17 protein-coding genes are annotated in these 24,828 nt (G+C 39.3%); 10 read left to right on the top strand and 7 right to left on the bottom strand.

The features are described from left to right. Positions 1-135: 135 nt before the first annotated feature. The 3 genes from U0R11_RS03115 (at position 136) to rocD (ending at position 5,186) form a co-directional block, all read left to right on the top strand. Positions 136-2,541 (top strand): 3-hydroxyacyl-CoA dehydrogenase/enoyl-CoA hydratase family protein, encoded by a 2,406-nt coding sequence (locus U0R11_RS03115; protein ID WP_406749754.1) that lies wholly within the window; start codon positions 136-138, stop codon positions 2,539-2,541. A 21-nt stretch (positions 2,542-2,562) separates the two neighbouring features. Next, on the top strand, positions 2,563-3,738 hold the full coding sequence (locus tag U0R11_RS03110) for an acetyl-CoA C-acyltransferase (protein WP_406749753.1): 1,176 nt from the start codon (positions 2,563-2,565) through the stop codon (positions 3,736-3,738). Positions 3,739-3,962: 224 nt separating this feature from the next. Then, positions 3,963-5,186 carry an ornithine--oxo-acid transaminase gene (gene rocD, locus U0R11_RS03105; protein ID WP_406749752.1) on the top strand — a complete coding sequence of 408 codons (1,224 nt, stop codon included), beginning with the start codon at positions 3,963-3,965 and terminating at the stop codon, positions 5,184-5,186. A gap of 3 nt (positions 5,187-5,189) precedes the next feature. Here the strand turns inward: rocD and ygiD are convergent, their stop codons facing one another. Next, positions 5,190-6,017, bottom strand: coding sequence for a 4,5-DOPA-extradiol-dioxygenase (gene ygiD, locus U0R11_RS03100; protein ID WP_406749751.1), 828 nt, complete (start codon positions 6,015-6,017; stop codon positions 5,190-5,192). Position 6,018: 1 nt separating this feature from the next. Then, on the bottom strand, positions 6,019-7,539 hold the full coding sequence (gene rho / locus U0R11_RS03095) for a transcription termination factor Rho (RefSeq protein ID WP_406749750.1): 1,521 nt from the start codon (positions 7,537-7,539) through the stop codon (positions 6,019-6,021). 309 nt (positions 7,540-7,848) lie between these two features. On the opposite strand from rho, the gene U0R11_RS03090 reads away from it, so the two are divergent. Genes U0R11_RS03090 through bioA form a run of 3 tightly spaced genes read left to right on the top strand, consistent with a single transcriptional unit; the run spans position 7,849 to position 10,884 of the window. Continuing rightward, positions 7,849-8,991 carry an aminotransferase class I/II-fold pyridoxal phosphate-dependent enzyme gene (locus U0R11_RS03090; protein WP_406749749.1) on the top strand — a complete coding sequence of 381 codons (1,143 nt, stop codon included), beginning with the start codon at positions 7,849-7,851 and terminating at the stop codon, positions 8,989-8,991. Beyond that, the gene (gene bioD / locus U0R11_RS03085; RefSeq protein ID WP_406749748.1) at positions 8,988-9,599 is read left to right on the top strand and encodes a dethiobiotin synthase; all 612 of its coding nucleotides are present in this window, start codon (positions 8,988-8,990) and stop codon (positions 9,597-9,599) included. The genes U0R11_RS03090 and bioD overlap by 4 nt, the downstream gene beginning before the upstream one ends. Next, a complete protein-coding gene (gene bioA, locus U0R11_RS03080) occupies positions 9,577-10,884 on the top strand; it encodes an adenosylmethionine--8-amino-7-oxononanoate transaminase (protein WP_406749747.1) in 1,308 nt (435 codons plus the stop codon). Before bioD ends, bioA begins: the two co-directional genes overlap by 23 nt. On the opposite strand, the gene U0R11_RS03075 is transcribed toward bioA, so the two are convergent. Both U0R11_RS03075 and U0R11_RS03070 read right to left on the bottom strand, forming a co-directional pair. After that, a complete protein-coding gene (locus U0R11_RS03075; protein WP_166374456.1) occupies positions 10,874-11,257 on the bottom strand; it encodes a nuclear transport factor 2 family protein in 384 nt (127 codons plus the stop codon). The genes bioA and U0R11_RS03075 overlap by 11 nt on opposite strands. Before the next feature lie 91 nt (positions 11,258-11,348). Continuing rightward, entirely contained in the window at positions 11,349-12,959 is a 1,611-nt protein-coding gene (locus U0R11_RS03070) for a GMC family oxidoreductase (protein ID WP_406749746.1), read from the bottom strand. A 67-nt stretch (positions 12,960-13,026) separates the two neighbouring features. On the opposite strand from U0R11_RS03070, the gene U0R11_RS03065 reads away from it, so the two are divergent. Further along, positions 13,027-13,608 (top strand): HupE/UreJ family protein, encoded by a 582-nt coding sequence (locus U0R11_RS03065; protein WP_406749745.1) that lies wholly within the window; start codon positions 13,027-13,029, stop codon positions 13,606-13,608. 54 nt (positions 13,609-13,662) lie between these two features. Here U0R11_RS03065 and U0R11_RS03060 read toward each other — a convergent pair whose 3' ends face one another. Both U0R11_RS03060 and U0R11_RS03055 read right to left on the bottom strand, forming a co-directional pair. Beyond that, positions 13,663-14,628 carry a ribonucleoside-diphosphate reductase small subunit gene (locus U0R11_RS03060; RefSeq protein ID WP_406749744.1) on the bottom strand — a complete coding sequence of 322 codons (966 nt, stop codon included), beginning with the start codon at positions 14,626-14,628 and terminating at the stop codon, positions 13,663-13,665. A gap of 160 nt (positions 14,629-14,788) precedes the next feature. After that, positions 14,789-15,394: a hypothetical protein gene (locus U0R11_RS03055; protein ID WP_406749743.1), complete on the bottom strand. Its 606-nt coding sequence runs from the start codon at positions 15,392-15,394 to the stop codon at positions 14,789-14,791. An 86-nt stretch (positions 15,395-15,480) separates the two neighbouring features. Between U0R11_RS03055 and uvrA the strand changes: the two genes are divergently transcribed. The 3 genes from uvrA (at position 15,481) to U0R11_RS03040 (ending at position 21,840) form a co-directional block, all read left to right on the top strand. Then, entirely contained in the window at positions 15,481-18,336 is a 2,856-nt protein-coding gene (gene uvrA, locus U0R11_RS03050; protein ID WP_406749742.1) for an excinuclease ABC subunit UvrA, read from the top strand. A 9-nt stretch (positions 18,337-18,345) separates the two neighbouring features. Continuing rightward, entirely contained in the window at positions 18,346-19,827 is a 1,482-nt protein-coding gene (locus tag U0R11_RS03045; protein ID WP_406749741.1) for an NADH-quinone oxidoreductase subunit N, read from the top strand. Between the two features lie 96 nt (positions 19,828-19,923). Beyond that, positions 19,924-21,840, top strand: a complete 1,917-nt coding sequence (locus U0R11_RS03040) for an amidophosphoribosyltransferase (RefSeq protein WP_406749740.1) — start codon at positions 19,924-19,926, stop codon at positions 21,838-21,840. Positions 21,841-21,973: 133 nt separating this feature from the next. Here the strand turns inward: U0R11_RS03040 and U0R11_RS03035 are convergent, their stop codons facing one another. Next, the gene (locus tag U0R11_RS03035; RefSeq protein ID WP_406749739.1) at positions 21,974-24,670 is read right to left on the bottom strand and encodes a T9SS type B sorting domain-containing protein; all 2,697 of its coding nucleotides are present in this window, start codon (positions 24,668-24,670) and stop codon (positions 21,974-21,976) included. Positions 24,671-24,828 lie beyond the last annotated feature (158 nt).

Raw genomic sequence — 24,828 nt, 5'->3', positions numbered from 1 at the left:
ACAGCGTTTGAAACGCTGTCGAGGTTTAGCGGAAGGGTGGATTTTTTTATCAAAAAAATTTAGTATGCTTGCATAACATTTCAAAATTTAATTAACTTTACGCGCTTACGTTTTTTAATTAAAAACATAATTCAAATGAATCGTTCGATCAAAAAAGTTGCTATTTTAGGTTCTGGCATCATGGGTTCCCGAATTGCATGTCACTTTGCCAATATAGGTGTAGATGTGTTGCTTCTGGACATTGTGCCTAAAGAACTAACCGCTGAAGAAACAGCCAAAGGCCTGAGTTTGACGCATCCTCTTGTTAAAAATCGCATTGTAAATCTTGCATTTCAACAAACGTTAAAATCAAAGCCAGCTTCCTTGTACGTTGGAGATTTCGCTAAACGCATCAAATTAGGAAACTTTGATGATAACTTATCTGATATAGCTTCGGCAGATTGGATCATGGAGGTCATAGTAGAGAATTTGGACATTAAAAAATCCCTGTTCGAAAAAGTGGATGCTATCCGTACCAAAGGGACTTTGATTAGCTCTAATACGTCAGGAATTCCCATCCATTTGATGGCTGAAGGAAGAAGTGAAGACTTCCAAAAACATTTCTGCGGCACGCATTTTTTTAATCCTCCGCGATATTTACGTCTTTTAGAGATTATTCCTACACCAGCAACATCCCCAGATGTCATTCAATTTTTATTGGAATTTGGTCAAACTAATCTTGGCAAGGCCACTGTACTTTGCAAAGATACTCCTGCTTTTATAGCCAACCGCATTGGCGTTTATTCCATGATGCAAACGATGAAAGTCGTGGAAGAATTAGGTCTAACGGTGGAGCAAGTGGACAAACTTACTTCTAAAGTAGTAGGTCGGCCAAAATCTGGAACCTTCCGTTTGTCAGATGTAGTGGGATTGGACACGACGGTTCATGTAGCTAACAATTTATATAAAGCCGTAGCGAATGATGAAAGTAAAGACATTTTCATCTTACCTAAAATGCTCCAAAAACTCATGGAGAATAAGTGGTTAGGGGATAAAACTGGACAAGGATTTTACAAAAAGACTAAAAATGCTCAGGGTAAGACCGAGATTCTAAGTCTTGATTTACAAACATTTGAATATAGACCTGCACAAAAAGTTTCCTTCGAAACCTTAGACCGCTCCAAAGCAATAGACGCTTTACCGAAGCGATTTGAAATATTACTTTCTGGAAAAGATTTAGCAGGTGAATTTTATCGTAGAACCATATTAGATGGTTTCCGATATGCTTCTCATCGCATACCAGAAATTGCTGATGATTTAGTAAAAATTGACCAAGCCATCTGTGCTGGATTTGGTTGGGAAATGGGCATTTTTGAAACTTGGGATGCCTTAGGCGTACAAAAAGGGCTTGATTTGATGCAGGAAAATGGCATGGAAGCAGCTGCATGGGTAGTAGAAATGGTCCAAAAAGGATTCACCACTTTTTATAAAAATGAAGGTGGAAAACGTCTTTACTATGATTTAACTTCAAAAAATTACCGAGCGATTGAGGGAATTGAAAATCAAATTTTCCTTGGCAGCTTAAAGCCAGACAAAATAGTTTACCAAAACGATGATGCGACCATCGTTGATTTAGGTGATGATATCATATGCTTAGAATTCCACTCCAAAATGAACACCATGGGTCAAGGCGTTTTGGAAGGAATCCAAAAGGCCATTGACCTAGCTGAAAAAAATTACCGAGGTTTAGTGATTGGAAATGAAGGCGTTGAAGCTTTTTCTGCAGGAGCTAATTTGGGAATGCTATTCATGTTTGCGGCCAATCAAGAATTTGATGAAGTCAACAATATGATTGCGGTATTTCAAAATACCATGATGCGCGTCCGATATTCTTCCATTCCGGTGGTGGTGGCACCTCATACTTTAGCTTTAGGTGGTGGTTGCGAAATAAGCTTGCATGCCGATAAACTAGTAGCGCACGCTGAAACTTATATGGGTTTAGTGGAAGTTGGGGTTGGTTTGATACCTGCCGGTGGTGGAACAAAAGAAATGGCCATGCGCATGGGTGATGCTCGTCAGGCTGGTGATGTTGAACTTAATCGACTTCAACAGGCCTTTATGAACATCGCAACAGCAAAAGTAAGCACATCGGCATATGAGGCCAAAGAGATGAATTACATTCGTCCTTTTGATCGTATCGTTTTGAACCGTAGCCAACTCATTGCAGAAGCTAAAAGAGAAGCCTTAGCATTAGCAGATGCCGGTTATGTACAAAAACAACAGCGTTCAGATGTTTGGGTGGAAGGAAAACAAGGATTAGCTCTATTTAAAGCAGGAATCTTTAGTATGAAGATGGGTAATTATATTTCTGAGCATGATTCATTAATTGCCAACAAACTAGCTTACGCTATTTGTGGTGGTGATTTAGATAGCCCACAAATGGTAACAGAGCAATATCTGTTGGATCTAGAGAGAGAGGCTTTCTTGTCACTTTCTGGAGAGAAAAAAACGTTAGAAAGAATCAGTAGTCTATTAAACGGTGGAAAACCACCAAGAAATTAATCCATTCAAAATCAATTGATTATGAACGCATATATCATTGCTGGTTACAGAACAGCTGTAGCCAAAGCCAATAGAGGAGGTTTTCGTACCGTTCGCCCTGATACCTTAGCAGCCGAAGTTATCAAACATTTGGTGGCTCAAGTTCCCAACTTAGACCCTAGTCGGGTTGATGATCTCATTGTTGGAAATGCTATACCAGAAGCTGAGCAAGGGATGCAAATGGCTAGATACATTTCTCTTTTGTCCTTGCCTAAAAATGTTCCAGGTTTTATTATCAATCGCTATTGTGGTTCAGGTTTGGAAGCCATCGCTTTGGCTTCGGCCAAAGTGAGTTCGGGCATGGCGGATTGTGTGATTGCAGGTGGAACAGAATCCATGACCATGTTACCTATGCTAGGCCACAAAACAGTCTTGAATTATGACTTGGCTTCGGAGCATCCCGACTATTATATCGGCATGGGGTTAACAGCTGAAGCCGTAAGTAAAAAATATGAAGTAACTAGGGAGGAACAAGATAACTTCGCTTTTCAATCTCATCTTAAAGCTCTTGCGGCTATTAAAGATGGCAAATTCGCTTCGGAAATTGTTCCCATCAGTGTGACTGAGAATTATTTTGATGCCAAGGAGGGTAAAAAGAAAACGCGTACTTCTATCGTGAGTCAAGATGAAGGACCGAGAGCTGATACTACACTTGAGGCCTTAGCTAAATTGAAACCCGTTTTTGCAATGGGCGGAACAGTAACAGCAGGAAATGCCTCTCAAACATCCGATGGAGCAGCATTTGTCATGGTGGTTTCTGAAAAATTTTTAAAAGAATTGAATGTACAGCCTATCGCAAGAATGGTGAGTTATGCCACAGCTGGAGTAGAACCTAGCTTAATGGGAATTGGTCCGGTAGAAGCAATTCCAATCGCCTTGAAAAAAGCGGGCTTACTCTTGGATAATATTGAGCAAATTGAGTTGAACGAAGCATTTGCAGCGCAATCTTTAGCTGTTATCAAAACCTTAGGAATAGATCCAAGTCGAGTGAATGTCAATGGTGGAGCCATTGCACTGGGTCATCCACTAGGATGTTCTGGAGCCAAATTATCCATTCAATTATTCAATGAAATGCGTCGTAGAAATCAAAAATACGGGATGGTCACTGCCTGCGTAGGTGGTGGACAGGGTGTCGCAGGTATTTATGAATTGCTATAAATCCATTTAATTGATTAAGATTATCAAGATTTAGGTTCCATTTTAGCTAATAAAATGGAACCTTTGTTTTTAAATTTAGATTTGACAACTTTTTGAAAGTTGTCAAATCTAAGCAAATCTAAGCAAGTACCATCCAAATTCAAGTCAAGCAAATTCAAGCTAAGTAAGGACGACAATCAATGACAATCAAATCCATCCCCAATCAACGATAAGCACATTTACTCATGAACAGCCAACAATTCATTGACCTAGAAGAAAAATACGGCGCTCACAATTACCATCCGCTTCCAGTTATTTTAGAAAAAGGCCTAGGAGCAATTGTTTGGGATGTGAATGGTAAAGAATACCTCGATTTCCTATCTGCTTACAGTGCTGTGAATCAAGGACATTGCCATCCTCGATTACTAGGTGCCATGGTGAAACAAGCGCAAAAATTAACATTAAGTTCTAGGGCATTTCATAATAACCAATTAGGATTAGCCGAAAAAAAGCTAGCTGATAAATTTGGCTATGACAAAGTACTATTCATGAATACCGGCGTAGAAGCCGGGGAATCTGCCATCAAATTGACCCGAAAATGGGGCTATGAAGTGAAAGGGATTCCAAGTAATCAAGCTCAAATCATTGTGGCAGAAGGAAATTTTTGGGGTAGAACCCTAGCAGCAATCTCAGCATCCAATGATCCACAAAGCTATACCAACTTCGGACCATTTTTACCTGGATTCATCAAAATCCCTTACAATGATCTTCAAGCATTGAAATCCGCTTTGGAAAATCCACATGTAGCCGGTTTTATGGTGGAACCCATTCAAGGTGAGGCGGGTGTTATTTTACCTGATTCTGGCTATTTAAAAATGGCCAAGGAACTCTGCCGAGCAGCTCAGGTCCTCTTTATTGCAGATGAAATTCAAACTGGATTAGGCAGGACTGGGGCTTGGCTAGCTTGCGATCACGAAAATGTTAAACCCGACATTTTACTACTTGGAAAAGCACTTTCTGGTGGCTTCATGCCTGTGTCAGCTGTGCTTTGTCGAGATGAAATCATGCTAACCCTACAACCTGGGGAACATGGCTCCACCTATGGAGGGAATCCCCTTGCCTGCGCTATTGCTTCCGAGGCCATTGATATTGTAGAAGATGAAAAGCTGATAGAAAACACTCAAATAAGAGGTAATCAATTGATGAGCTTTTTACAAGATTTGGCCAACAAATGCCCCCTCATTAGAGAGGTAAGAGGTAAAGGTCTCCTTTGCGCCATTGAAATTAATACGGGTGAAGAAAGTCCAATAGCTTGGGAAATCTGTTTATCCATGATGCAAGCTGGTTTACTAGCCAAACCCACTCATGGTAATAAAATCCGCCTGGCGCCTCCTCTTTGTATTTCTGAAAACGACATAAAAAAAGCCTGCCAAATCATAGAGCAGACTTTCGCAAACTGGAAATCATAAAACCTATTTTATCTCAAAGCAACGCATTGAAATACCGCCATAAACCAATTCATCATAAGTATAATGAACCTCCTCTCCTTTCCTAGCTAAGGCCAAAGAATACAACATAGGAATATAGTGGTCTGGGGTAGGAACAGATTCCATACCACCCGGAGCGCCTTCGTAATTAATCAAAGCACTCAAATCCTTATCTTGAATTTTTTGACTTGACCAAGCATCAAATTCCTGTGCCCAATCATAGCCAAAGGCCTCGCGTCCATTTCCCAAATTGGCCATACTAGCCCTTAGGTTATGAACAATATTGCCACTTCCTAAAATCAAGACCCCTCTTTCGCGCAAAAACTGTAGTTCTTGCGCCAAGCTTACATGATATTCCAAAGGTTTTCCATAATCTATAGATACCTCAAAACAAGGTAGCTCAGCTTTTGGAAACAAATGGCATAAAACGGTCCATGCCCCATGATCCAATCCCCACTCAGTGGTGGCATGAATCTTTACACTTTGCGAAGCCAACAAGTTGGCCTCCTCAGCATCCCCTACAGCTGGATAGTGGAAATGATGCAATGCCGGCGGAAATCCTCCAAAATCATAGATAATCTTGGGCTTCGCACTCGCTTGAACGAATGTTCCTCGGGTTAACCAATGGGCAGAAACAATTAAGACCGCTTTGGGAGTGTTGTGCTCCAAAACGGTCTTACCTAATTGATTTAAATGTTGCGTAAAAGAATTATCTGCCAAAGCATTCATGGGACTACCATGACCGACAAACCATACCGGCTGTAGGTGATTGGTTTTTTCCAAAGAAAATAATTCTTTAGGCAGTATCGACATCTTAACGATTCATAGATACCAAGAACTCCTCGTTGGTTCTTGTACCTTTCATTTGCTGTTGTAAAAATTCCATGGCTTCTACCGAATTCATATCGGACATGTGCTTGCGCAAAATCCAAACTCGTTGTAATACTGCTGGATCCATTAATAAATCTTCACGACGAGTACCCGAGGCCGTTACATCGATAGATGGATAAATACGACGGTTAGATAATTTACGGTCTAACTGTAATTCCATATTACCCGTTCCTTTGAATTCTTCAAAAATCACTTCATCCATTTTTGATCCAGTCTCAATTAATGCCGTAGCAATGATGGTCAAAGACCCTCCGTTCTCTACATTACGAGCCGCACCAAAGAAACGCTTGGGCTTATGCAAGGCATTGGCATCCACTCCACCAGATAATATCTTACCAGAAGATGGAACCACCGTATTGTAAGCACGAGCCAAACGCGTGATGGAATCCAATAAAATAACTACATCATGGCCACATTCAACCATACGTTTTGCCTTTTCCAAAACTATACTGGCTACTTTCACATGGCGCTCTGCCTGTTCATCAAAGGTCGAAGAAATAACCTCCGCACGAACAGAACGTTGCATATCTGTCACCTCCTCAGGTCGTTCATCAATCAACAAAATAATCAAATAAACCTCAGGATGATTTCGGGAAATAGCATTAGCAATATCCTTCAATAAGACAGTTTTACCTGTTTTGGGTTGCGCCACAATCATTCCACGCTGTCCTTTACCAATTGGAGCAAACAAATCCAAAATACGTGTGGAATAATTGTCTGCTGAAGTAGACAAATTCAACTTTTCTTCCGGAAATAAAGGTGTCAAATATTCAAAATTGATACGATCACGAATCTCATCCGTAGTTTTACCATTCACCGTTTCAATCTTCAATAAAGCAAAGTACTTCTCTCCTTCTTTCGGAGGACGAATCGTTCCTTTGATCGTATCTCCTGTTTTCAAACCAAACATTTTGATTTGAGAAGGTGATACATAAATATCATCTGGTGAGGCTAAATAATTATAATCGGAAGAACGCATAAACCCGTATCCTCCCTCTTGCATGATTTCCAAAACACCTTCATTTTCAATCAAACCATCCAATTCCTTGATGACTTGATTGTAATTAGAGCGTTTGAAATGAGGCTGTGGAGTGACTGGTGTCTCTTCTTTCGGTAATTTCTTTAAATCCTCTGGACTTCCTTGTGCTGAACGAGCCTCTGCCCCATTTTCTTCCCCAGTTACGAAAGAAGTATCTACCAAAAACTCCTCTGCAGGGATAATGGCATCGTATTCAATGGGCTCTTCAACTAGAGTGGCTACAGGTGTTGAACTTGATTCTTCTTGCTGGACATTGACAATCGGTGCAGCTTCATCTAGTTGGAAACTAGGTGTTAAAGCATCTTGATCTTCTCCAGTTTTTTTAATTCTTTGCCTTTTCGGGCGCTCAGTAGCAGGTAAATCTTCTTGTACTTTTTTTACTCTCCTGATCGGTTTCTCTTCCATAAAATGGGAAATGATGAATCTTAAATGAATGACAGTTCCTATTCCTTTTCACAAGGATTTTGTGATACGCTCAAAAGCAGATTATCTACAAAATTGTGAAACAAACAATGGATGGAATGGAATCTGGAATATTGAATAGAGCGCTTACGATATTGAAGCGCAGTGCAATACTACGTTACATCGTTGAATTTGTCAAGCCTTTTCTAAGTTTTTTACACGTTTAATCAATATTTTGGACAAAATTGGGGTATATCTATAGTATTTACCCGCTAGGGCTCATTATTTTTGTACTTTTATTGCCTGAATATCATGAGCAACATCCAACAATATTTAGTCGATCAGTTAGAAATCCGTCAGAAAAACGGCCAATTACGTAGCCTGCAACACGTAGATCATTTTATTGATTTTTGCTCCAACGACTACTTAGGTTTGGCCAAAAATAATGTGCTAAATCAACTGATTATCAAAGATTTTGAAAATTGGTTAGAACAAAACAAAGGACAATTACCTCTCAACGGGGCAACAGGTTCTCGACTTATCTCAGGCAACAATTCCTTAATCGAAAATTTTGAACATGCCTGTGCTCACATGCACCAAGCAGAATCTGCTTTACTCTTTGGCTCTGGATTTGAAGCAAACCTAGGTTTACTTTCTTCCATTAGTCAAGAAGATCATATTGTTTTTTGTGATCAACTACTTCATGCGAGCATCATAGATGGAATTCGTTTAGGAAAAGGAAAAAAAATCATATTTAAACATAACGACTGGGAAACATTAGCTAAGGAATTAGCCCAATATCCTCATCAAACCAAATGGGTCGTGGTAGAATCCATTTATTCCATGGATGGAGATCGAGCTCCTCTCCAAAAATTGATTGAACTAAAACAGCTATACGACTTCGAATTAATTATCGATGAAGCCCATTCAGGTGGGGTTTATGGCCATCTTGGAGCAGGATTAGTCCAAGAATTAGGGCTGATTGATCAGGTTTTTGCTCGAGTTATTACCTTTGGAAAGGCTTGGGGTAATGCAGGTGCCGTGGTATTGGGCTCTCAAGCATTGAGACAATACCTCATCAATTTTGCCCGCTCATTCATTTATTCCACTGCTCCGACACCTGCTCATGTTTCCGCTTTAATCACAACCTTGCATTTTATACAGCAACAGAATGAACTTCGAGAAAAATTAAAAAATAACATTACTTTTTTTCAAGAACATATTGCTCACCCACATTGGGGTAAAAGCCAAAGTGCTATTCAAACGTTCATCGTTCCAGGCAATCAAGAAGTTAGACGTATCGCCCAACTAGCCCAAGAAAAAGGCTTTGGCTTAAAACCTATTGTTTACCCAACCGTTCCCAAAGGAGAAGAACGCATTCGAATTACCTTAAGTGCCTTGACTCAAGAACAAGACATGCTTGATTTAATTCAATTATTAGAATCAAATATATGAGTCAGACCATCATCGTGGCCGGAATTGGAACAGAAATCGGCAAGACAGTTGTTTCCGCTATCTTGACTAAAGCTCTAAAGGCCGACTATTGGAAACCTATACAATCTGGAGATTTGGAACAAGGGGATGCCTATTGGATTCAGCAATGGGTAAAACACCCTAATCTAACTATTTGGCCTTCTACCTATCGACTAAGCCAACCTTTATCTCCTCATACTGCTGCTGAATTAGATGGAATAACCATTGAATTGAATCAATTTCAAAAACCAGCAAGTTCGCAACCTTTAGTGATTGAATTAGCCGGTGGCTTAATGGTTCCCATCAATGATCAGCAAACCAATATAGACTTAATACAATCCTTAAATGCTCCCGTAATCTTAGTGAGCAAAAATTACCTAGGAAGTATTAATCATACCTTACTGAGTTTTGAAATGCTACAACAAAGAGGCATATCCATCTTAGGTATTGTTTTTAACGGTCCAGAAAATCCATCTGGAGAAAAATTTATTCTCAATTACACCCAATTGCCCTTACTTTTGCGTGTCAATGAAGAGCAAAAAATAGATGATAGCATCATAGATCATTATGCCCAACAAGTCAAACTTTAATTCGTATGTCCAAAGAGATGCTGCCGTCATTTGGCATCCTTTTACTCAACACCAGATTGAACCTTTTTCCATCCCCATTACCAGGGGTGAAGGTTGTTGGTTATACGGAGAAAATGAAGAAAAGTACTTAGATGCCATCAGTTCTTGGTGGGTCAACATCCATGGACACGGGCATCCCTATATGGCTCAAAAGATCTACGAACAAGCACTTAAGATTGAACAAGTTATTTTTGCTGGCTTCACACATGAACCAGCCATCACTTTGTCAGAAAGACTCCTAGCCCATTTACCAAAGCATTTCCAAAAGGTCTTTTTCTCTGATAATGGTAGCACTGCTGTGGAAGTGGGTGTCAAAATGGCCTTGCAATTTTTCCATAATCAGGGAAAAACCAAAAAGAGAAAAATCATCGCTCTACAGGATGCCTATCATGGAGATACCTTTGGTGCTATGAGTCTAGGGGCTCCCAGCTCATTTAATGCCCCCTTCCAAGACATGCTCTTTGAAGTGGAGTTCATCTCCCAACCTAGTAATCCAGAGGCTTGTATTCAAGACATGAAATCCCATTTAGAATCGGCCCCTGATGAATATGCTGCTTTCATTTTTGAACCATTGGTTCAAGGTGCCGGAGGTATGCTAATGTATGAAGCAAGTACATTGGATGCTTTAATTCAATTGGCGCACGAACATGGATTATTATGCATTGCCGATGAAATCATGACAGGATTTGGTCGAACGGGCAAATGGTTTGCCATGGATTATTTACAAGAAAAACCGGATATCGTTTGTTTGTCAAAAGGTCTTACTGGAGGTATGATGGCCATGGGAGTAACTTGCTGTTCCAATGAACTATTCGAAAGTTTTTTGTCCAATGACCGTAAAAAAACGCTGTTTCACTCCCATTCGTTCACAGCCAATCCTCTGGCATGTGCGGCCGCCAATGCAAGTTTGGACTTAATGGAAAAGGAAGAAACTTGGACCCATATTGAACAAATCATACTCTCACATCAACAATGGGCTAATTCACAGCGCAATCACCCTATTTTACACAACATTCGTCAGCAAGGAACCATCTTAGCTTTGGATTTAAAAGTAGGAGAAGCTACAGGATACATGCACCCATTACGTGATATCGCCTACCAATATTTCATAAAAAAAGGGATCTTGTTAAGACCCCTTGGAAATACACTGTATATTTTGGCTCCTTATTGCATCAAAAATGAGGAATTAATGCTCATTTATCAGGCTTTGGAAGCATTCGCAGAAGAACTGCGACTTACTTATTAATCTTTAAAGATTGCCAAGAAACCATTTGCCAACGTCCATTTTCAAAGATAAAAACGTCGGTAAATTTTAAACGATTGACAGGCAATAAGGCTCCATCTTTTTTATTGGTCACATTTACAATACCGGAATTGATTCCGATATTACCATAAACCCGTTGTGTGAATTCCTCTGGTTCAATGATCGCATAGATGGATTTTTGAGAAACTATGGATTCAATGTAAGAAGCCTTGGTATCTTGGGTACCCGAAGAGTGAATATACACTAAGTCTTTATGCAATACTTTGTCCAATCCAGCACCATCTTGTGCAACCATGATTTTAAATCGATTCAATTCCGCCTCTCTCAAAGAGTTCGCATCTGCTTTCTGTGCCATAAGGTAAAAGGTCGTGCAAAAACACGCCATTGTTAAAAATAGGTTTTTCATAATTCGTTTTTTAAACATAAAAACAATATTCATCAATTTCTTACTCAAAATCAAAATCTAAAATCAAATCAGCCGCTTTTTCAGCGATGGCCATTACCGCCGCATTCGTATTTCCCGCCACTAAATCAGGCATCACGGAGGCATCCGCCACACGAAGTCCCTTCAAACCACGCACGCGCATGTTCGATGAATCAACCACCGCATCGGGATCTATTCCCATTTTACACGTTCCTACTGGATGGTACACACATTCCAAGGCTTCTTGTATATGTTGTAATATAAAATCTTCCGACCAATCAGACCCAGCTGGGTAATTGACTTGATCGTTCAAACGCAATGGTTTAAAAGCCGAGGATAACATAATTTCTTTAGCTAGCTTGACTCCTCTCACCAAGGTCGCCAAATCTTCTCCTCCTGCATCCGTTAAAAATTGAGGATCAATCAAGGGAGCATCCCAAGGATTGGAAGAGCGTAAACCTACATATCCCCTACTTTTAGGCTTCAATAAAGTGGGCAATACCGTAAACCCATCTGATAAAGGCAGATTATCCTTATCATACAAATCATAAGCCCATGCTGAGGAAAAATGAAATTGCAAATCAGGCCGCTCAGATTGACTCACGGAATCAAAAAAAGCACAAGCTTCCAAGGGACTGGAAGATAATGGTCCTTGATGATTCATCAAATAAGTAGCAAAATTCTTCAAATTCAATGCCATATTATAGGATTCCCCCTGCGTATTGGCACGGGTATTCATGTTGATAAATACGTGATCCGACAGATTTTGGCCTACTTTAGGCAAGTCATGGCGACAATCAATTCCAAAAGATTTCAAGTAAGACTTATCTCCGATTCCAGATAAAAGCATAATTTGAGGACTTTGAAAAGAGCCTGCCGATAAAATAACTTCTTTATTTGCCCTATATTCTGTCAGATTCTTTGCTCCTCGATAATATCCTTGTACACCTAGGACCTTTTCCCCTTCCATAAGCAACGATGCTACATGGAATCGGCTTATTATTTTCAAATTACTACGTTTCAACACTGGCTCAATGAAGCCTTTGGCAGCTGAACTGCGTACACCATCTTGAATATTGAATTGAAAATATCCAGCCCCAACCTGCCTTTCCCCGTTAAAATCAACATTGTCGGGTATTCCAACTTCTTGACAGGCCTCCACAAAAGCCTTACCAAAAGGACTAATATGTACCGCATTACTTACCGTGACTGGCCCATCCTGACCATGGTAGTCATTCGTAAAAAAGGTGTTTCTTTCTGATTTTTTAAAATAAGGTAACAATTCTTGGTAGGACCATCCTGCGCATCCACCTGCCACCCAATCATCAAAATCAGCCGCATTCCCTCGAATATAGGCCATACAATTAATGGCACTACTACCTCCCACGGTCTTCCCCCTTGGCTGGTAAATTTTTCTACCCTGAAGCATCGCTTGAGGTTCGGTATAAAAGTTCCAGTCCAAATGACTCTTTTGTAATAAAGAATAAGCAGAAGGCATGTCCACCCGAGGATCACGGTTATTTATTCCTGCCTCCACAAGCAATACAGAAATATGGGGGTTGGCAGATAGTCGGTTGGCTAAGACGCAACCCGCTGTTCCTGCACCCACAATGATGTAGTCAAAACTAGACATAATTTAAATAGGTCGATTGGTATTATTTTCCTGAATTTCAATAATTTTACGCAAAAACCACGCAATAATGACCTATTTTAATACCTATTTAACGCTTGGCCTTCAGCATATATTAAATATTCAAGCTTTAGATCATCTTCTTTTTATCTTATCTCTTACCTGTATTTATCGATTTTCAGATAGCAAAAATCTTTTCTTTCTCATTACGGCTTTTACCTTAGGACATTCCTTGACGCTTGCATTAGCTACTTTAGGATGGATTCAAGTATCCATGCATTGGATTGAATTTTTGATCCCATGTACCATTCTACTTTCAGCCATAGGGAATTTTAGTTTCAAAGATTCAGGACTTAAGAAACAAGAGAACTCGGCTTTGAAATATGTATTGGTAGGAATTTTTGGATTAATTCATGGATTGGGATTTTCCAATTACCTGCAAAGCTTATTGGGTAAAGAAAATTCCATCATGGGACCTTTATTTGCCTTTAATATTGGCTTAGAAATGGGACAAATCGTGGTAGTTATCAGCATTTTACTCTTTTCCAGTTTGCTCATTCGATTGACCAAAATCAACATGTCTTCTTGGGTCCTAGTCATTTCAGGAATTGTGATAGGCTTAGTTATTCCAATGATTTTGGAAAGATGGTAAAAAAAATGCCTCCCATAAGAGAGGCATTTCATTGGATATTAAATATTCTATCGACTAAAAATCTTCATCTAAACTGAACGACATCGTATCCTTATCTGACATTACGCCAGATTTTTGATATTCAGCCACGCGTTTTTCAAAGAAATTAGTTTTACCCTGCAATGAAATCATTTCCATGAAATCAAATGGGTTTGTGGCATTGTAAAATTTCTTACATCCTAAGGAAACCAACAATCGGTCAGCGACGAACTCGATGTACTGACACATCAAATCGGCATTCATACCAATCAAAGAAACAGGTAAAGCTAGCGTCACAAATTCCTTTTCAATCTCAACGGCATTCGTGATAATTTCATAAACACGCTCTTGAGATACTTTATTTTTAATGTGATCCGTGTATAGTAAACAAGCAAAATCACAGTGCAAACCTTCGTCGCGAGAAATCAACTCATTGGAAAAAGATAAACCTGGCATTAAACCGCGTTTCTTTAACCAGAAAATAGAACAGAATGAGCCTGAGAAAAAGATACCTTCTACTGCAGCAAATGAAATCAAACGTTCCACAAAGCTATCACTGTCAATCCACTTCAATGCCCATTCCGCTTTTTTCTTAACACAATCGATGGTTTCGATGGCTCTCAACAAACGATCTTTCTCTTTTGGTTCTTGGATGTAGGTATCAATCAACAAGGAATACGTTTCCGAGTGAATGTTTTCCATCATGATTTGAAAACCATAAAAACATTTAGCCTCCGCATATTGAACCTCTTTCAAAAAATTGTTAGCTAGATTCTCATTCACGATTCCGTCAGAAGCAGCGAAAAATGCCAAAACATGGGAAATAAAATGACGTTCACCGTCATTCATTTTCTTCCAATCCGCTAAATCTTGCTGTAAATCAATTTCCTCTGCAGTCCAAAAAGAAGCTTCCGCTTGTTTATAAAACTTCCAAATATCGTTGTGTTTAATAGGGAAAAGTACGAATCGGTTGGGGTCTTCCACCAAGAGAGGTTCAGTCATTGTAAGGTTGGATGATTAGGGTAAAACATTATTTCGAAATTAAGCATTTATGCGTGAAAAAAACGGAGAATGATCATTAAAAAAATGAAAATTCTTAGATTATTTCAGCATAGCCTATTTCAAGATAGTATACCTTTAAATCTTAAAAATGTTTTGAAAATTAAAAGAAAAAACCTCCTACTTGAACCACTAAAGCCGAGCCATAAGGTGATACCTTTCCTGTGGATGACCCATAATTTAAATCATACATGACAGACAAGTTAATTCCCAACTTAGACCCTATCCCGATTCCAACTAATACGGGGTTAGAATAACCATAATAATTGCTGGCATTACTATCCGACAAATTGGAATAGTTTTCTACTTGACCCACTAAATAACTTTGACCTAGCAAGGCCGTCAAAGAAGGAATATATTGACGAATAAATATTCGCTCACCCAAGAGATTACTGGTTAACTTTCCAATATTTCCCCCATAATTGACCGAATAATACTGATAAGTTAAACCTACGCCAGCTATGGTATTATTGGCCAATTGATAACCAACCATAGGAGAAACGCCTATACTGGTCGGGTTTCCAAAGCTCAAACCTGATAATCCTCCACCAAAATGTAACCTCTGACGAAACGTTAGTTCACTTACATCGGGCTCTACATCCAAATCTCCTTTGGCTCCATCCTCCTTAATGACTACAGGATCTTGAGCTCGTGATTCAAAAACCACACCGACACTAATTAAAAAACAAAGTAAGAATATATGTTTCATGAATATTTTTTTGAGTAAAAACGAAAAAAACGGTGGATTATGATATTGAAAATACGATTAACAAAATTAAAGGATAATTTTGTTATATGAATCATCCGAATTCGAGTTTGGTAACTAAGCAGGGAATAGAAAATTTAGACCCAAGAACACACATCATCATCAAAGGTGCACGTGTCCATAATTTAAAAAATTTGGATGTCGCCATTCCTCGCAATCAATTAGTAGTTATTACAGGATTATCTGGCTCTGGAAAATCCTCATTGGCTTTTGACACGCTTTTTGCGGAAGGGCAACGCATGTATGTGGAAAGCCTCAATAGCTATGCCCGCCAGTTTTTAGGCCGCATGGAAAAACCCGCCGTAGATTACATTCGCGGTGTTTCCCCTGCCATCGCCATAGAGCAAAAAGTTAATACCAAAAACCCCAGATCCACCGTAGGTACAACCACCGAAATATATGATTACCTCAAATTACTCTTTGCTCGAATTGGAAAAACCTATTCCCCTATTTTAGGAATAGAAGTAAAAAAAGATTCCGTTTCAGTCATCGTGGATTGGATCATGCAATTCCCTCAAAAGAAAGTCATCATCTTAGCCCCATTGCTTCGTCATGAAGGTCGAGGTCTGAAGAATGAATGTCAACTTTTAATTCAAAAAGGATACACGCGGCTAAAATTAGGCGATGATATTTTGAATTTGGAGGAACTGGTGGAGGATGAGGCCTTGTTGAAAAAAATAGATGAAAATTCGGCCGATTTAGCCATATTGGTTGATCGCTTAATTAGTAAAGCGGATGATGAGGAAACCCAATTTCGTTTGGGCGACTCGGTTCAAACGGCCTATTTTGAAGGAGATGGAATTTGTTGGGTTGAACTAGAAGGTCAAAAAAGAAAAGTTTTCTCCGATAAATTTGAGTTAGATGGTATCTCATTTGAAGAACCAAGCTTAAATCTATTCTCTTTCAACAATCCTTTTGGAGCATGTAAAAACTGTGAAGGCTATGGCAAGGTATTGGGATTAGACCCGGATTTGGTTTTCCCGGATACGGAACTATCCATTTACGAAGGAGCTATTGCCCCATGGAGAAGTGAACGTATGAGCGAATGGCTCTATCCTTTAATCCGTAATGGCGTAAGCTTTGATTTTCCGATTCATCGGCCCTACAAAGACCTTACGGATAAGGAAAAACAATTACTCTGGACAGGAAATAAATACTTTGCAGGATTGACTCAGTTCTTTGAGCATCTAGAAAAAGAAACTTATAAAATCCAATACCGTGTTTTGCTTTCTCGATACCGTGGCAAAACAAATTGCCCTGAATGTTTGGGCTCTAGATTAAGAAAAGATGCAGCCTATGTCAAAATTCATGGGCATTCCATCATCGATATGGTACTTTGGCCAATATCTAAAGTCAAGAGCTTTTTTGATGAAGTTCAATTCAACGAGACAGACCAGCAAGTTGCACGCAGAATATTAATCGAAATTAAAAATCGATTGGACTACATGAATCGGGTGGGTTTGGGTTATTTAACTCTGAACCGATTAAGTTCTACCCTTTCTGGAGGGGAATTCCAACGCATTAAATTGGCGACCTCATTAGGAAGTGCTTTGGTGGGTTCCATGTACATTTTAGATGAACCAAGTATTGGTTTGCACCCAAGAGATACAGAAAGACTTATTTCGGTCTTGCTGATGCTCAAGCAGATGGGAAATACGGTTATTGTGGTAGAACATGAGGAAGATATCATGCGAGCTGCGGATCAGATCATTGATATTGGTCCAGAGGCAGGACGACATGGCGGAGAGCTGATGTTCCAAGGAAATTTAGAGGAAGCATTGACCCGACATGATCTGACAAGCCATACGATGCAATTTTTGCAAGGAAAAGATCGTATTGAAATTCCTGCGTTCCGAAGAAAGAGTTTGGCTCATATTGAAATCATTGGTGCCAGCGAAAATAATTTAAGAAATGTCACGGTGAAGATCCCTTTGGGAATATTGACGGTAGTTACTGGCGTAAGTGGGTCTGGTAAGTCAACTTTAATTCGTAAAATATTATATCCTGCCCTATTACGTCAACTGCAATTAGGTACCGAAGAAACGGGTAAATTCAAAGAATTAAAAGGTAGCATTTCCCAGATAGCCAGCGTGGAAATGGTTGACCAACAGCCCATTGGTAAATCTTCCAGATCCAATCCTGTCACCTATATTAAAGCCTATGATGCCATTCGTGCTCTATATGCTGAATTGCCTTTAGCTAAAACGAGGGGATATAAACCCTCTCACTTTTCTTTCAATGTAGAAGGTGGTCGTTGTGAAACTTGCCAAGGGGAAGGTGAAATCACCATTGAAATGCAATTCATGGCCGACATTAAATTAGTCTGCGAATCATGCCAAGGAAGCCGATTTAAACAAGAGATTTTGGATATAAAATTCCAAGACAAGCATATTGCTGAAATTCTGGATATGACCGTGGAGGAAGGTGTAGAATTTTTCAAAAGTAAAACTCCAAAAATCGCAGAAAAGATTGATCCCTTATTTCAGGTTGGATTGGGCTACATCAAATTAGGGCAATCTTCCAATTCCCTCTCTGGCGGAGAAGCGCAAAGGGTAAAATTGGCTAGTTTTTTAGGAAAAGGCAATCCAAACAAGGGAAAAACCTTGTTTATTTTCGACGAACCAACTACCGGTTTACACTTCCATGACATTAAAAAACTATTAAAAGCCTTACATGATTTGGTGGAGCAGGGAGACAGTGTCATCATCATTGAGCATAATATGGAAGTGATTAAATGCGCTGATCATATCATCGATTTGGGACCTGACGGAGGAGAGGCCGGCGGACAAATTTGTTTTGAAGGTAGTCCTGAAGAAATGGTCAAAATGGAAAATAATCCCACAGCGTATTATTTAAGTCAAAAAATAATAGGCAAAAAACCGTAAGTTTACGCTATGTTTTCCCCAGAAATACTGCAATCTCTACCACAGAAACTTGATGGAATCAGCCAAGGACTTTCCCTGATGATACCCGAGTTACTTCTCTGCGTTTGGATTTTAGTAGGAATTTTTGCCGAATTATTTCTTCATGGAAGATCTACTAAATTCTCTACTTCTTGGCGGTATTTTATCACCCAAATCGGTTTGTTACTAGCCTTTGTTTTGGCCATTCAACGTATGTCTACGGGTATGTCAGGATTTGCCTCTTTTTCCTTTTTTTGGATTAATGCGGGTAGTAATTCCATCAATGCTTTACTTTTGTTTTTGGCCATCGTTCTGATTTTTGTCAATCAAGCCCAACAAAAAAGCTTTCAATTTGAAGAAAAAATGGGTTTTTTATCCATTTTAGGAGGGGCTCTATTAGTTTCCATCAGTAGCCATTGGCTCAGTATATTTTTGAGTATTGAGTGGATGTCCTTAGGTACTTATTTATTAGTGGGTATTCGAAAAGACCCAGAAGGTTCTAGAGCCATATTACCTTATGTATTATTTGGTTTGGCCAGTACAGCACTTTTATTGTACGGAATTTCCTTCGTATATGGTATGACGGGAACCATGCATATCAACAGTCCTGATTTCAGTCGGGGACTCGCTACAGCGGATCCGTATTTGGCAGGATTGGCCCTCACTTTAGTGGCTAGCTCCTTGCTATTTAAATTAGCATGGGCGCCATTTCACCCTTGGAGTCCAGATGTAATTGAAAGTTTACCTGCCTCTTGGATGACTTGGGTATCTACTGCTCCTAAAATAGCCGTTACATTTTTGGGGATTCGATTATTGCATTTTATTCCTCTATCGTTGGAGGTACCTATTGCTTTTTTGGCTATTCTAACCTTATTAGTTGGCAATTTAGGAGCTTTAGGGCAGCGAAATAGTAAACGACTTCTTGCTTATTCAAGTATTGCACATGGAGGATTTATGGCAATGGCCTGGCTATTTCCGATCCAACAAGCCACAGAGGTCCTCTTATTTTATTCCTTGATTTATGGAATGAGCACTATTTTGGTATTTTATTTAATTGATGAAGCTTCTTCAGATTCTTATCAATCGAATGATTTAGAAAAATGGAGCGGATTGTCCAAAAGTAGACCACTCGCTTCCTTATTTTTATTGATTGGCATGGTGGCGTTGGCTGGCTTACCTCCTGCGGGAAGCTTCATTGCCAAGGTTACTTATTTTTCCTTTTTATGGGAAAAATACCAAAATAGCTCTCAAATGTTAACCTTAGTTTTGCTAGTAACGGCAATTTTGACCACGGCTTTGGGAATTTTCTATTATTTAAAGATTCCGTACCAAATTTATTTCAAGAAAAATGCGCAAGAAGATCGTGCGGTTATTTGGAATGAAAATGGCAATATGTGGGTTTATGCGATATTGGTAGTGTTTATTTTTGGAAGTTTCTTGGCTCCAACGGCTATTTGGAATTTCTTAAAATAAGGAAATAAATAATGGACATTTCCGTTGAGCCATCATTTTTATTACTTAGTTTTGTATTCGATTTTGAGTAAAAACCTCTTCTGAAACGCATACCAAATGTCTGATTCAATAAAGCACGAATGTGGAATTGCCCTTATTCGATTGCGCAAGCCTTTCCAGTATTATCTGGACAAGTATAAAACGCCGACCTATGGCCTTAGTAAATTGTACTTGATGATGGAAAAACAAGTCAATCGAGGTCAAGATGGAGCAGGAGTCGCCAATATCAAAATCAATGTAAATCCAGGAAACCGATACATCAGTCGGTACCGCTCAGTAGAGCCACAAGCAGTAGCCGATATCTTCGGAAAAATCAATAAAAAATTCAGGAAAGCACAAAAATTAGCCAAAGATGTGAAGCGTGAAACGGGCATCGATCCGAGTCATGATGCAGCTTGGTGGCAAGAAAATGTTGCTTTCACTGGGGAAGTATTATTAGGCCACTTACGCTATGGTACACATGGCCAAAATGAAATAGAGAACTGTCACCCGATGTTACGTCAAAGTAACTGGAGAAGTCGCAATTTGGTGATGGCAGGTAATTTCAACATGACCAATGTGGATGATTTATTTGACAAACTAGTTTCCTTGGGGCAGCATCCAAAGGAAAAAGTAGATACGGTCACTGTCATGGAGAAAATTGGTCACTTTTTGGATGAAGAAAACCAAAGACAATTTTTGAAATACCGCGACAAATATGAAAACCCTGAATTATCGGATATTCTAGCTGAGCAAATTGATTTAGTTCGCGTATTGGAGCGTTCGTGTAAAGATTTTGATGGTGGTTATGCCATGGTGGGTTTAACGGGATACGGGGCCTCCTTTGTGGCACGTGACCCTGCTGGTATTCGTCCGGCCTATTACTACATGGATGAAGAAGTAGTAGTGGTGGCATCTGAAAAACAGGCCATTAAAACGAGCTTCAATTGTGCTTATGATCAGATTCAGGAGATTACACCTGGTTCTGCCTTGGTTATTGATATGGATGGATCGGTGAAAGAAGCGCCATTCATTGATCGTCTAGAACAAAAATCTTGTTCCTTTGAGCGTATCTATTTTTCCAGAGGTTCAGATCCAGATATTTATACAGAACGTAAAAAACTAGGTCGATTATTAATTCCTCAAATCTTAGACGAGGTAAATAATGACCTTAAAAATACGGTATTTTCTTACATTCCTAACACTGCAGAAACTGCATTTTTAGGCATGATAGATGGATTAGAAGACCATTTAGCCAAAGAAAGAAAGCAGGCCATCATGGGGGGGATTCTTTTTGAAAAAGAATTGGAAGAAATGTTAACCTTCCGCCCAAGGGTAGAGAAGTTAATATCGAAAGATGTGAAGGTCCGTACGTTTATCACCAGTGATGAACAGCGAGATGACATGGTTTCTCATGTATATGATACGACCTATGAAGTGATTAATAAAGGAGTTGATTCAGTTGTCTTAATTGATGATTCCATTGTTCGAGGGACCACATTAGAAAAGAGTATTTTAAGTTTATTGGACAAATTATCTCCTAAGAAAATAGTCATTGTTTCTTCTGCTCCACAGATCAGATATCCAGATTGTTATGGTATTGACATGTCGAAAATGAAGGAATTTGTCGCATTTAGAGCTGCACTTGCCCTTTTAAAAGAGAGAGATCTAGAAAGTATATTAGATGAGGTGAATTTAAAATGTTTGCTTGCCTTAGAAAATGGTACGGCGCACACGGAGAACTTCGTTAAAGCCATTTATGCACCATTTACTGACCAAGAAATTTCGAATAAAATAGCGGATATTGTCCGCCCCAAAAACATCAAAGCAGAGGTTTCGGTCATTTACCAAACGGTAGGCAACTTAAATGTCGCTTGCCCGAGTCATTTAGGTGATTGGTATTTTACTGGTAATTTCCCAACGCCTGGAGGAAATCAAGTAGTTAATAAAGCATTTGTCAATTTCATGAAAGGAATTGAGGTAAGAGCATATTAAAAAAATTATTGAAATCTCTAACGCTGTCAAGGTTTAAAACCTTGACAGCGTTGTTTTTTTTCAGGCATTTTGAAAAAGAACGAACGAGATTTCATACTTATTGTATCCTGAAAATCTTTATCAATTAATTGATTTAATACGCTACTACCACTGCTCCGCGTAAGGTCATAATGCCTTTTTCAGGAAAATTTTCAGGAGTAGATTGGTATTGAATTACCCAAGCATAAGTATCAGGGGGGACTAATTGCCCATTGAACTTACCATCCCATGATAATTCAGCTGAATTAGAACTTTGCTTAGAAAAAAGCATTTCTCCCCAACGATTAAATATTTGCACATTAACAATCTGGGTTCTTGTTGGATTTTTTGGAATCGGGTTGAAGGTATCATTTTTCCCATCCCCATTCGGAGTAAAAATGGAGGGCGCAAAAATCAGGGGTTCACATTTGTCTGGTACCGTATAGGTACTAGAGGTAATACAACCGTCAGCATCTTTAATTTCTACTTGGTAATTGCCATTTCGATTAATCTTGGCATAATTTACGTTCAACGGACTGACAATGGCCGAATTGGGAGACCAGGCAAAGGTGAAATCTCGGCTGTTTCCAGCGATTTGTAAAATGGTTTGAGGATTCACCTCATCCATGCAAATGAAATAATCCTTTTTAGGAAAGAAATACTCAATGGTCAAGAAATTAACTTGTGTTTTTTTAGATACCGAACAACCCGTCGCTGTATCTGTCACCACTACCTCATAAGATCCACCTGGCTTGGGAACAACGATTTCAGAAGTATTATCTTTTGAGCTCCATTCGAAAGTCAAGGTCTTTTGGGGAGGCAGCTTATCCAACATCACTTTGGCATTATCCTTACAAATACTATTGTACTCTTCTTTCAAGCTCAAAGGTTCCATGATTTGAATATCAAATTCCTGAGCATCTAAAAGAAAATCCTTCACACAAACATTGGAGATAGCAGCTGTTATTACATATTTACCTGCATCCTTAAATTTATGTTTCATGACATCCCCTTCATACGAATAATAAAGTGTTCCAGCAGGGTTCAAGGGCACAGTTAAACCCGTGCTAGTAGGAAATGGATCCAAGATTGTTTTATATATTTTCCAAACTATTTTATCATTGTTCATGGGATCGCAAAGCTTTTTATCGACCTTATAGCTAAAAGTAGTTCCTACGCAAGATTGCTTGATACTCGGTGGACTACTTGGATTTGGAGGAGAAGGAATGGAAGGAGGAAGGCCTAGTTGACTGGTCACATTGGTAGGAAATGTGACTGCATTAGGTTCATATTTGGCCCTTTGTAATGTGTCCGAACTGGACAATAATCCATTGGTTTGAGTGATTTTCCCTAAAGTAGAACTACCCTCAATGGCAACGAAAATGATGGTATTATAAACTGGATCAATTTGTAAAGCCCCAATTTTAGCTATAGTATCCAATAATACCTTCTTAGTTGCCAAAATGGTATCTGCATTATTAGTGGCAATATTAAATTGTAAAATTTGAGAACGAATGGACTGACCATCTCCTTGCATGGAAACATATAACACTTTTTTATCTTGAGAATATTCTACCCCATAAATGCTTGGTGGCGAAGGCCCTAAATCCAGTGTGGTTAAATAAGTCGGTTTCCCATCTCCTGAAGCATCATAATCAAATAAATCCAATTTGTTGGTGGGCGGCCCAGGAACAACCACCGCCATTTTACTCCAATCCGTAGAGATTTTGGTATAACCTGCTGAACTGGTCAAGCTGGTAGATCCAGAAGGGCTCGTGATGGTAGGGGCAGAAATACCCGCATCAGATACTTTGAATGTTCGGATGGTATTACTGTTAGCATCTTGAGAAATCAACCAATAAAAACCAGAGCCCCCTTGAGAGGCTACCAAACGTTCGGTGCTAGGAACAGGACTTAATAATTGATTGATCACGGAAAGTCCGCCTTTGCCCTTATTCAGCTTCATATCAACAATGCTGTAATATATCTGATTCTCATTCGACGCATTTTTCCTTAAGGTAAAAATATAATACTCAGATTGACATCCTTTACAAGACGTTTTGGGCATGGTAGTAACTCCTTGGGAATTACTTATATCCCCATTTATTAAGGCTGATGGATCTTTGGTATAGGTTATTGGATTATTATCCCGATCAAAAACCTTTTGTCCATCTGTATAATAAATGATACTATTGGTTTGATCCGTCATAACAGCCACTCCATTGGGCACATTGATTCTACCGGTAGTAGGTGTTGGATTATCTGGATTTTCAAACTTGACTCCAGCACTACTACCAAAATACCAGGCTGGAGGCGCTTTTAATAGTACTTGATTAGGATCAGTTTCGCCACAAATATCAATTTGCATTTTTGCTTCAGCAGAACATCCCGACTGCGGTTCGGTAATTTTCACGGAATAACAACCAGACTCTCTTACTTTGATGGTATCGGTAGTTTGTCCTTTAGGGTACCACAATACCTCAATGGGATAGGAAGGTCTGCCTACTTTTTGAAATGCATTCAGTACGAGTTCTTGCCCTAAACAAATCGTCTTTTTAACTTCAGATGTATCTTTCCCCAAATAAATATAGGGCAATTGACCTATAATCACCCGTTCCGTTAAAACCAAAGGAGGCGTATTCGCTACTGGACTTTGAATAGTTACCTTAACTGGATAAGTACCTGGAGTACAATATTGGTGTGCACCTGTTGCTGTATTTTTTTTATCCCCAGGGGCTGCTGGTTCACCAAAATCCCAGATGAAAGTGGTGCCTGTAGGGAAATGTTCTGTCAATTCGAAGACAGTCGCCATATCGGGATTGACTCCTTTTTCACAACTTGCGCACTGGGTGATGCAATTATTTCGAAAAACAATTTTAGGATCCGAAAATGCCCGGAAAGAAACAAGCCAAACCAGAAAAAGGAATAGATACTTTTTAATCATTTAAGAGCTAGGCAAGTACATGGATT

Source organism: Aquirufa salirivi (assembly GCF_045310485.1).
GTDB lineage: Bacteria > Bacteroidota > Bacteroidia > Cytophagales > Spirosomataceae > Aquirufa > Aquirufa salirivi.
Note: the sequence above shows the minus strand (reverse complement) of the source record. Positions and strands in the feature narration are given on the sequence as shown.

Bases quoted from the DNA above. Each gene is read 5' to 3' on its own strand.
- ygiD (WP_406749751.1), bottom strand. From the start codon at position 6,017: ATGTCGATACTGCCTAAAGAATTATTTTCTTTGGAAAAAACCAATCAC.
- rho (WP_406749750.1), bottom strand. From the start codon at position 7,539: ATGGAAGAGAAACCGATCAGGAGAGTAAAAAAAGTACAAGAAGATTTA.
- U0R11_RS03045 (WP_406749741.1), top strand. From the start codon at position 18,346: ATGTTTTCCCCAGAAATACTGCAATCTCTACCACAGAAACTTGATGGA.
- U0R11_RS03110 (WP_406749753.1), top strand. From the start codon at position 2,563: ATGAACGCATATATCATTGCTGGTTACAGAACAGCTGTAGCCAAAGCC.
- bioD (WP_406749748.1), top strand. From the start codon at position 8,988: ATGAGTCAGACCATCATCGTGGCCGGAATTGGAACAGAAATCGGCAAG.
- U0R11_RS03115 (WP_406749754.1), top strand. From the start codon at position 136: ATGAATCGTTCGATCAAAAAAGTTGCTATTTTAGGTTCTGGCATCATG.
- rocD (WP_406749752.1), top strand. From the start codon at position 3,963: ATGAACAGCCAACAATTCATTGACCTAGAAGAAAAATACGGCGCTCAC.
- U0R11_RS03040 (WP_406749740.1), top strand. From the start codon at position 19,924: ATGTCTGATTCAATAAAGCACGAATGTGGAATTGCCCTTATTCGATTG.
- U0R11_RS03055 (WP_406749743.1), bottom strand. From the start codon at position 15,394: ATGAAACATATATTCTTACTTTGTTTTTTAATTAGTGTCGGTGTGGTT.
- U0R11_RS03060 (WP_406749744.1), bottom strand. From the start codon at position 14,628: ATGACTGAACCTCTCTTGGTGGAAGACCCCAACCGATTCGTACTTTTC.
- uvrA (WP_406749742.1), top strand. From the start codon at position 15,481: ATGAATCATCCGAATTCGAGTTTGGTAACTAAGCAGGGAATAGAAAAT.
- U0R11_RS03065 (WP_406749745.1), top strand. From the start codon at position 13,027: ATGACCTATTTTAATACCTATTTAACGCTTGGCCTTCAGCATATATTA.
- U0R11_RS03070 (WP_406749746.1), bottom strand. From the start codon at position 12,959: ATGTCTAGTTTTGACTACATCATTGTGGGTGCAGGAACAGCGGGTTGC.
- bioA (WP_406749747.1), top strand. From the start codon at position 9,577: ATGCCCAACAAGTCAAACTTTAATTCGTATGTCCAAAGAGATGCTGCC.
- U0R11_RS03090 (WP_406749749.1), top strand. From the start codon at position 7,849: ATGAGCAACATCCAACAATATTTAGTCGATCAGTTAGAAATCCGTCAG.
- U0R11_RS03035 (WP_406749739.1), bottom strand. From the start codon at position 24,670: ATGGCGACTGTCTTCGAATTGACAGAACATTTCCCTACAGGCACCACT.
- U0R11_RS03075 (WP_166374456.1), bottom strand. From the start codon at position 11,257: ATGGCACAGAAAGCAGATGCGAACTCTTTGAGAGAGGCGGAATTGAAT.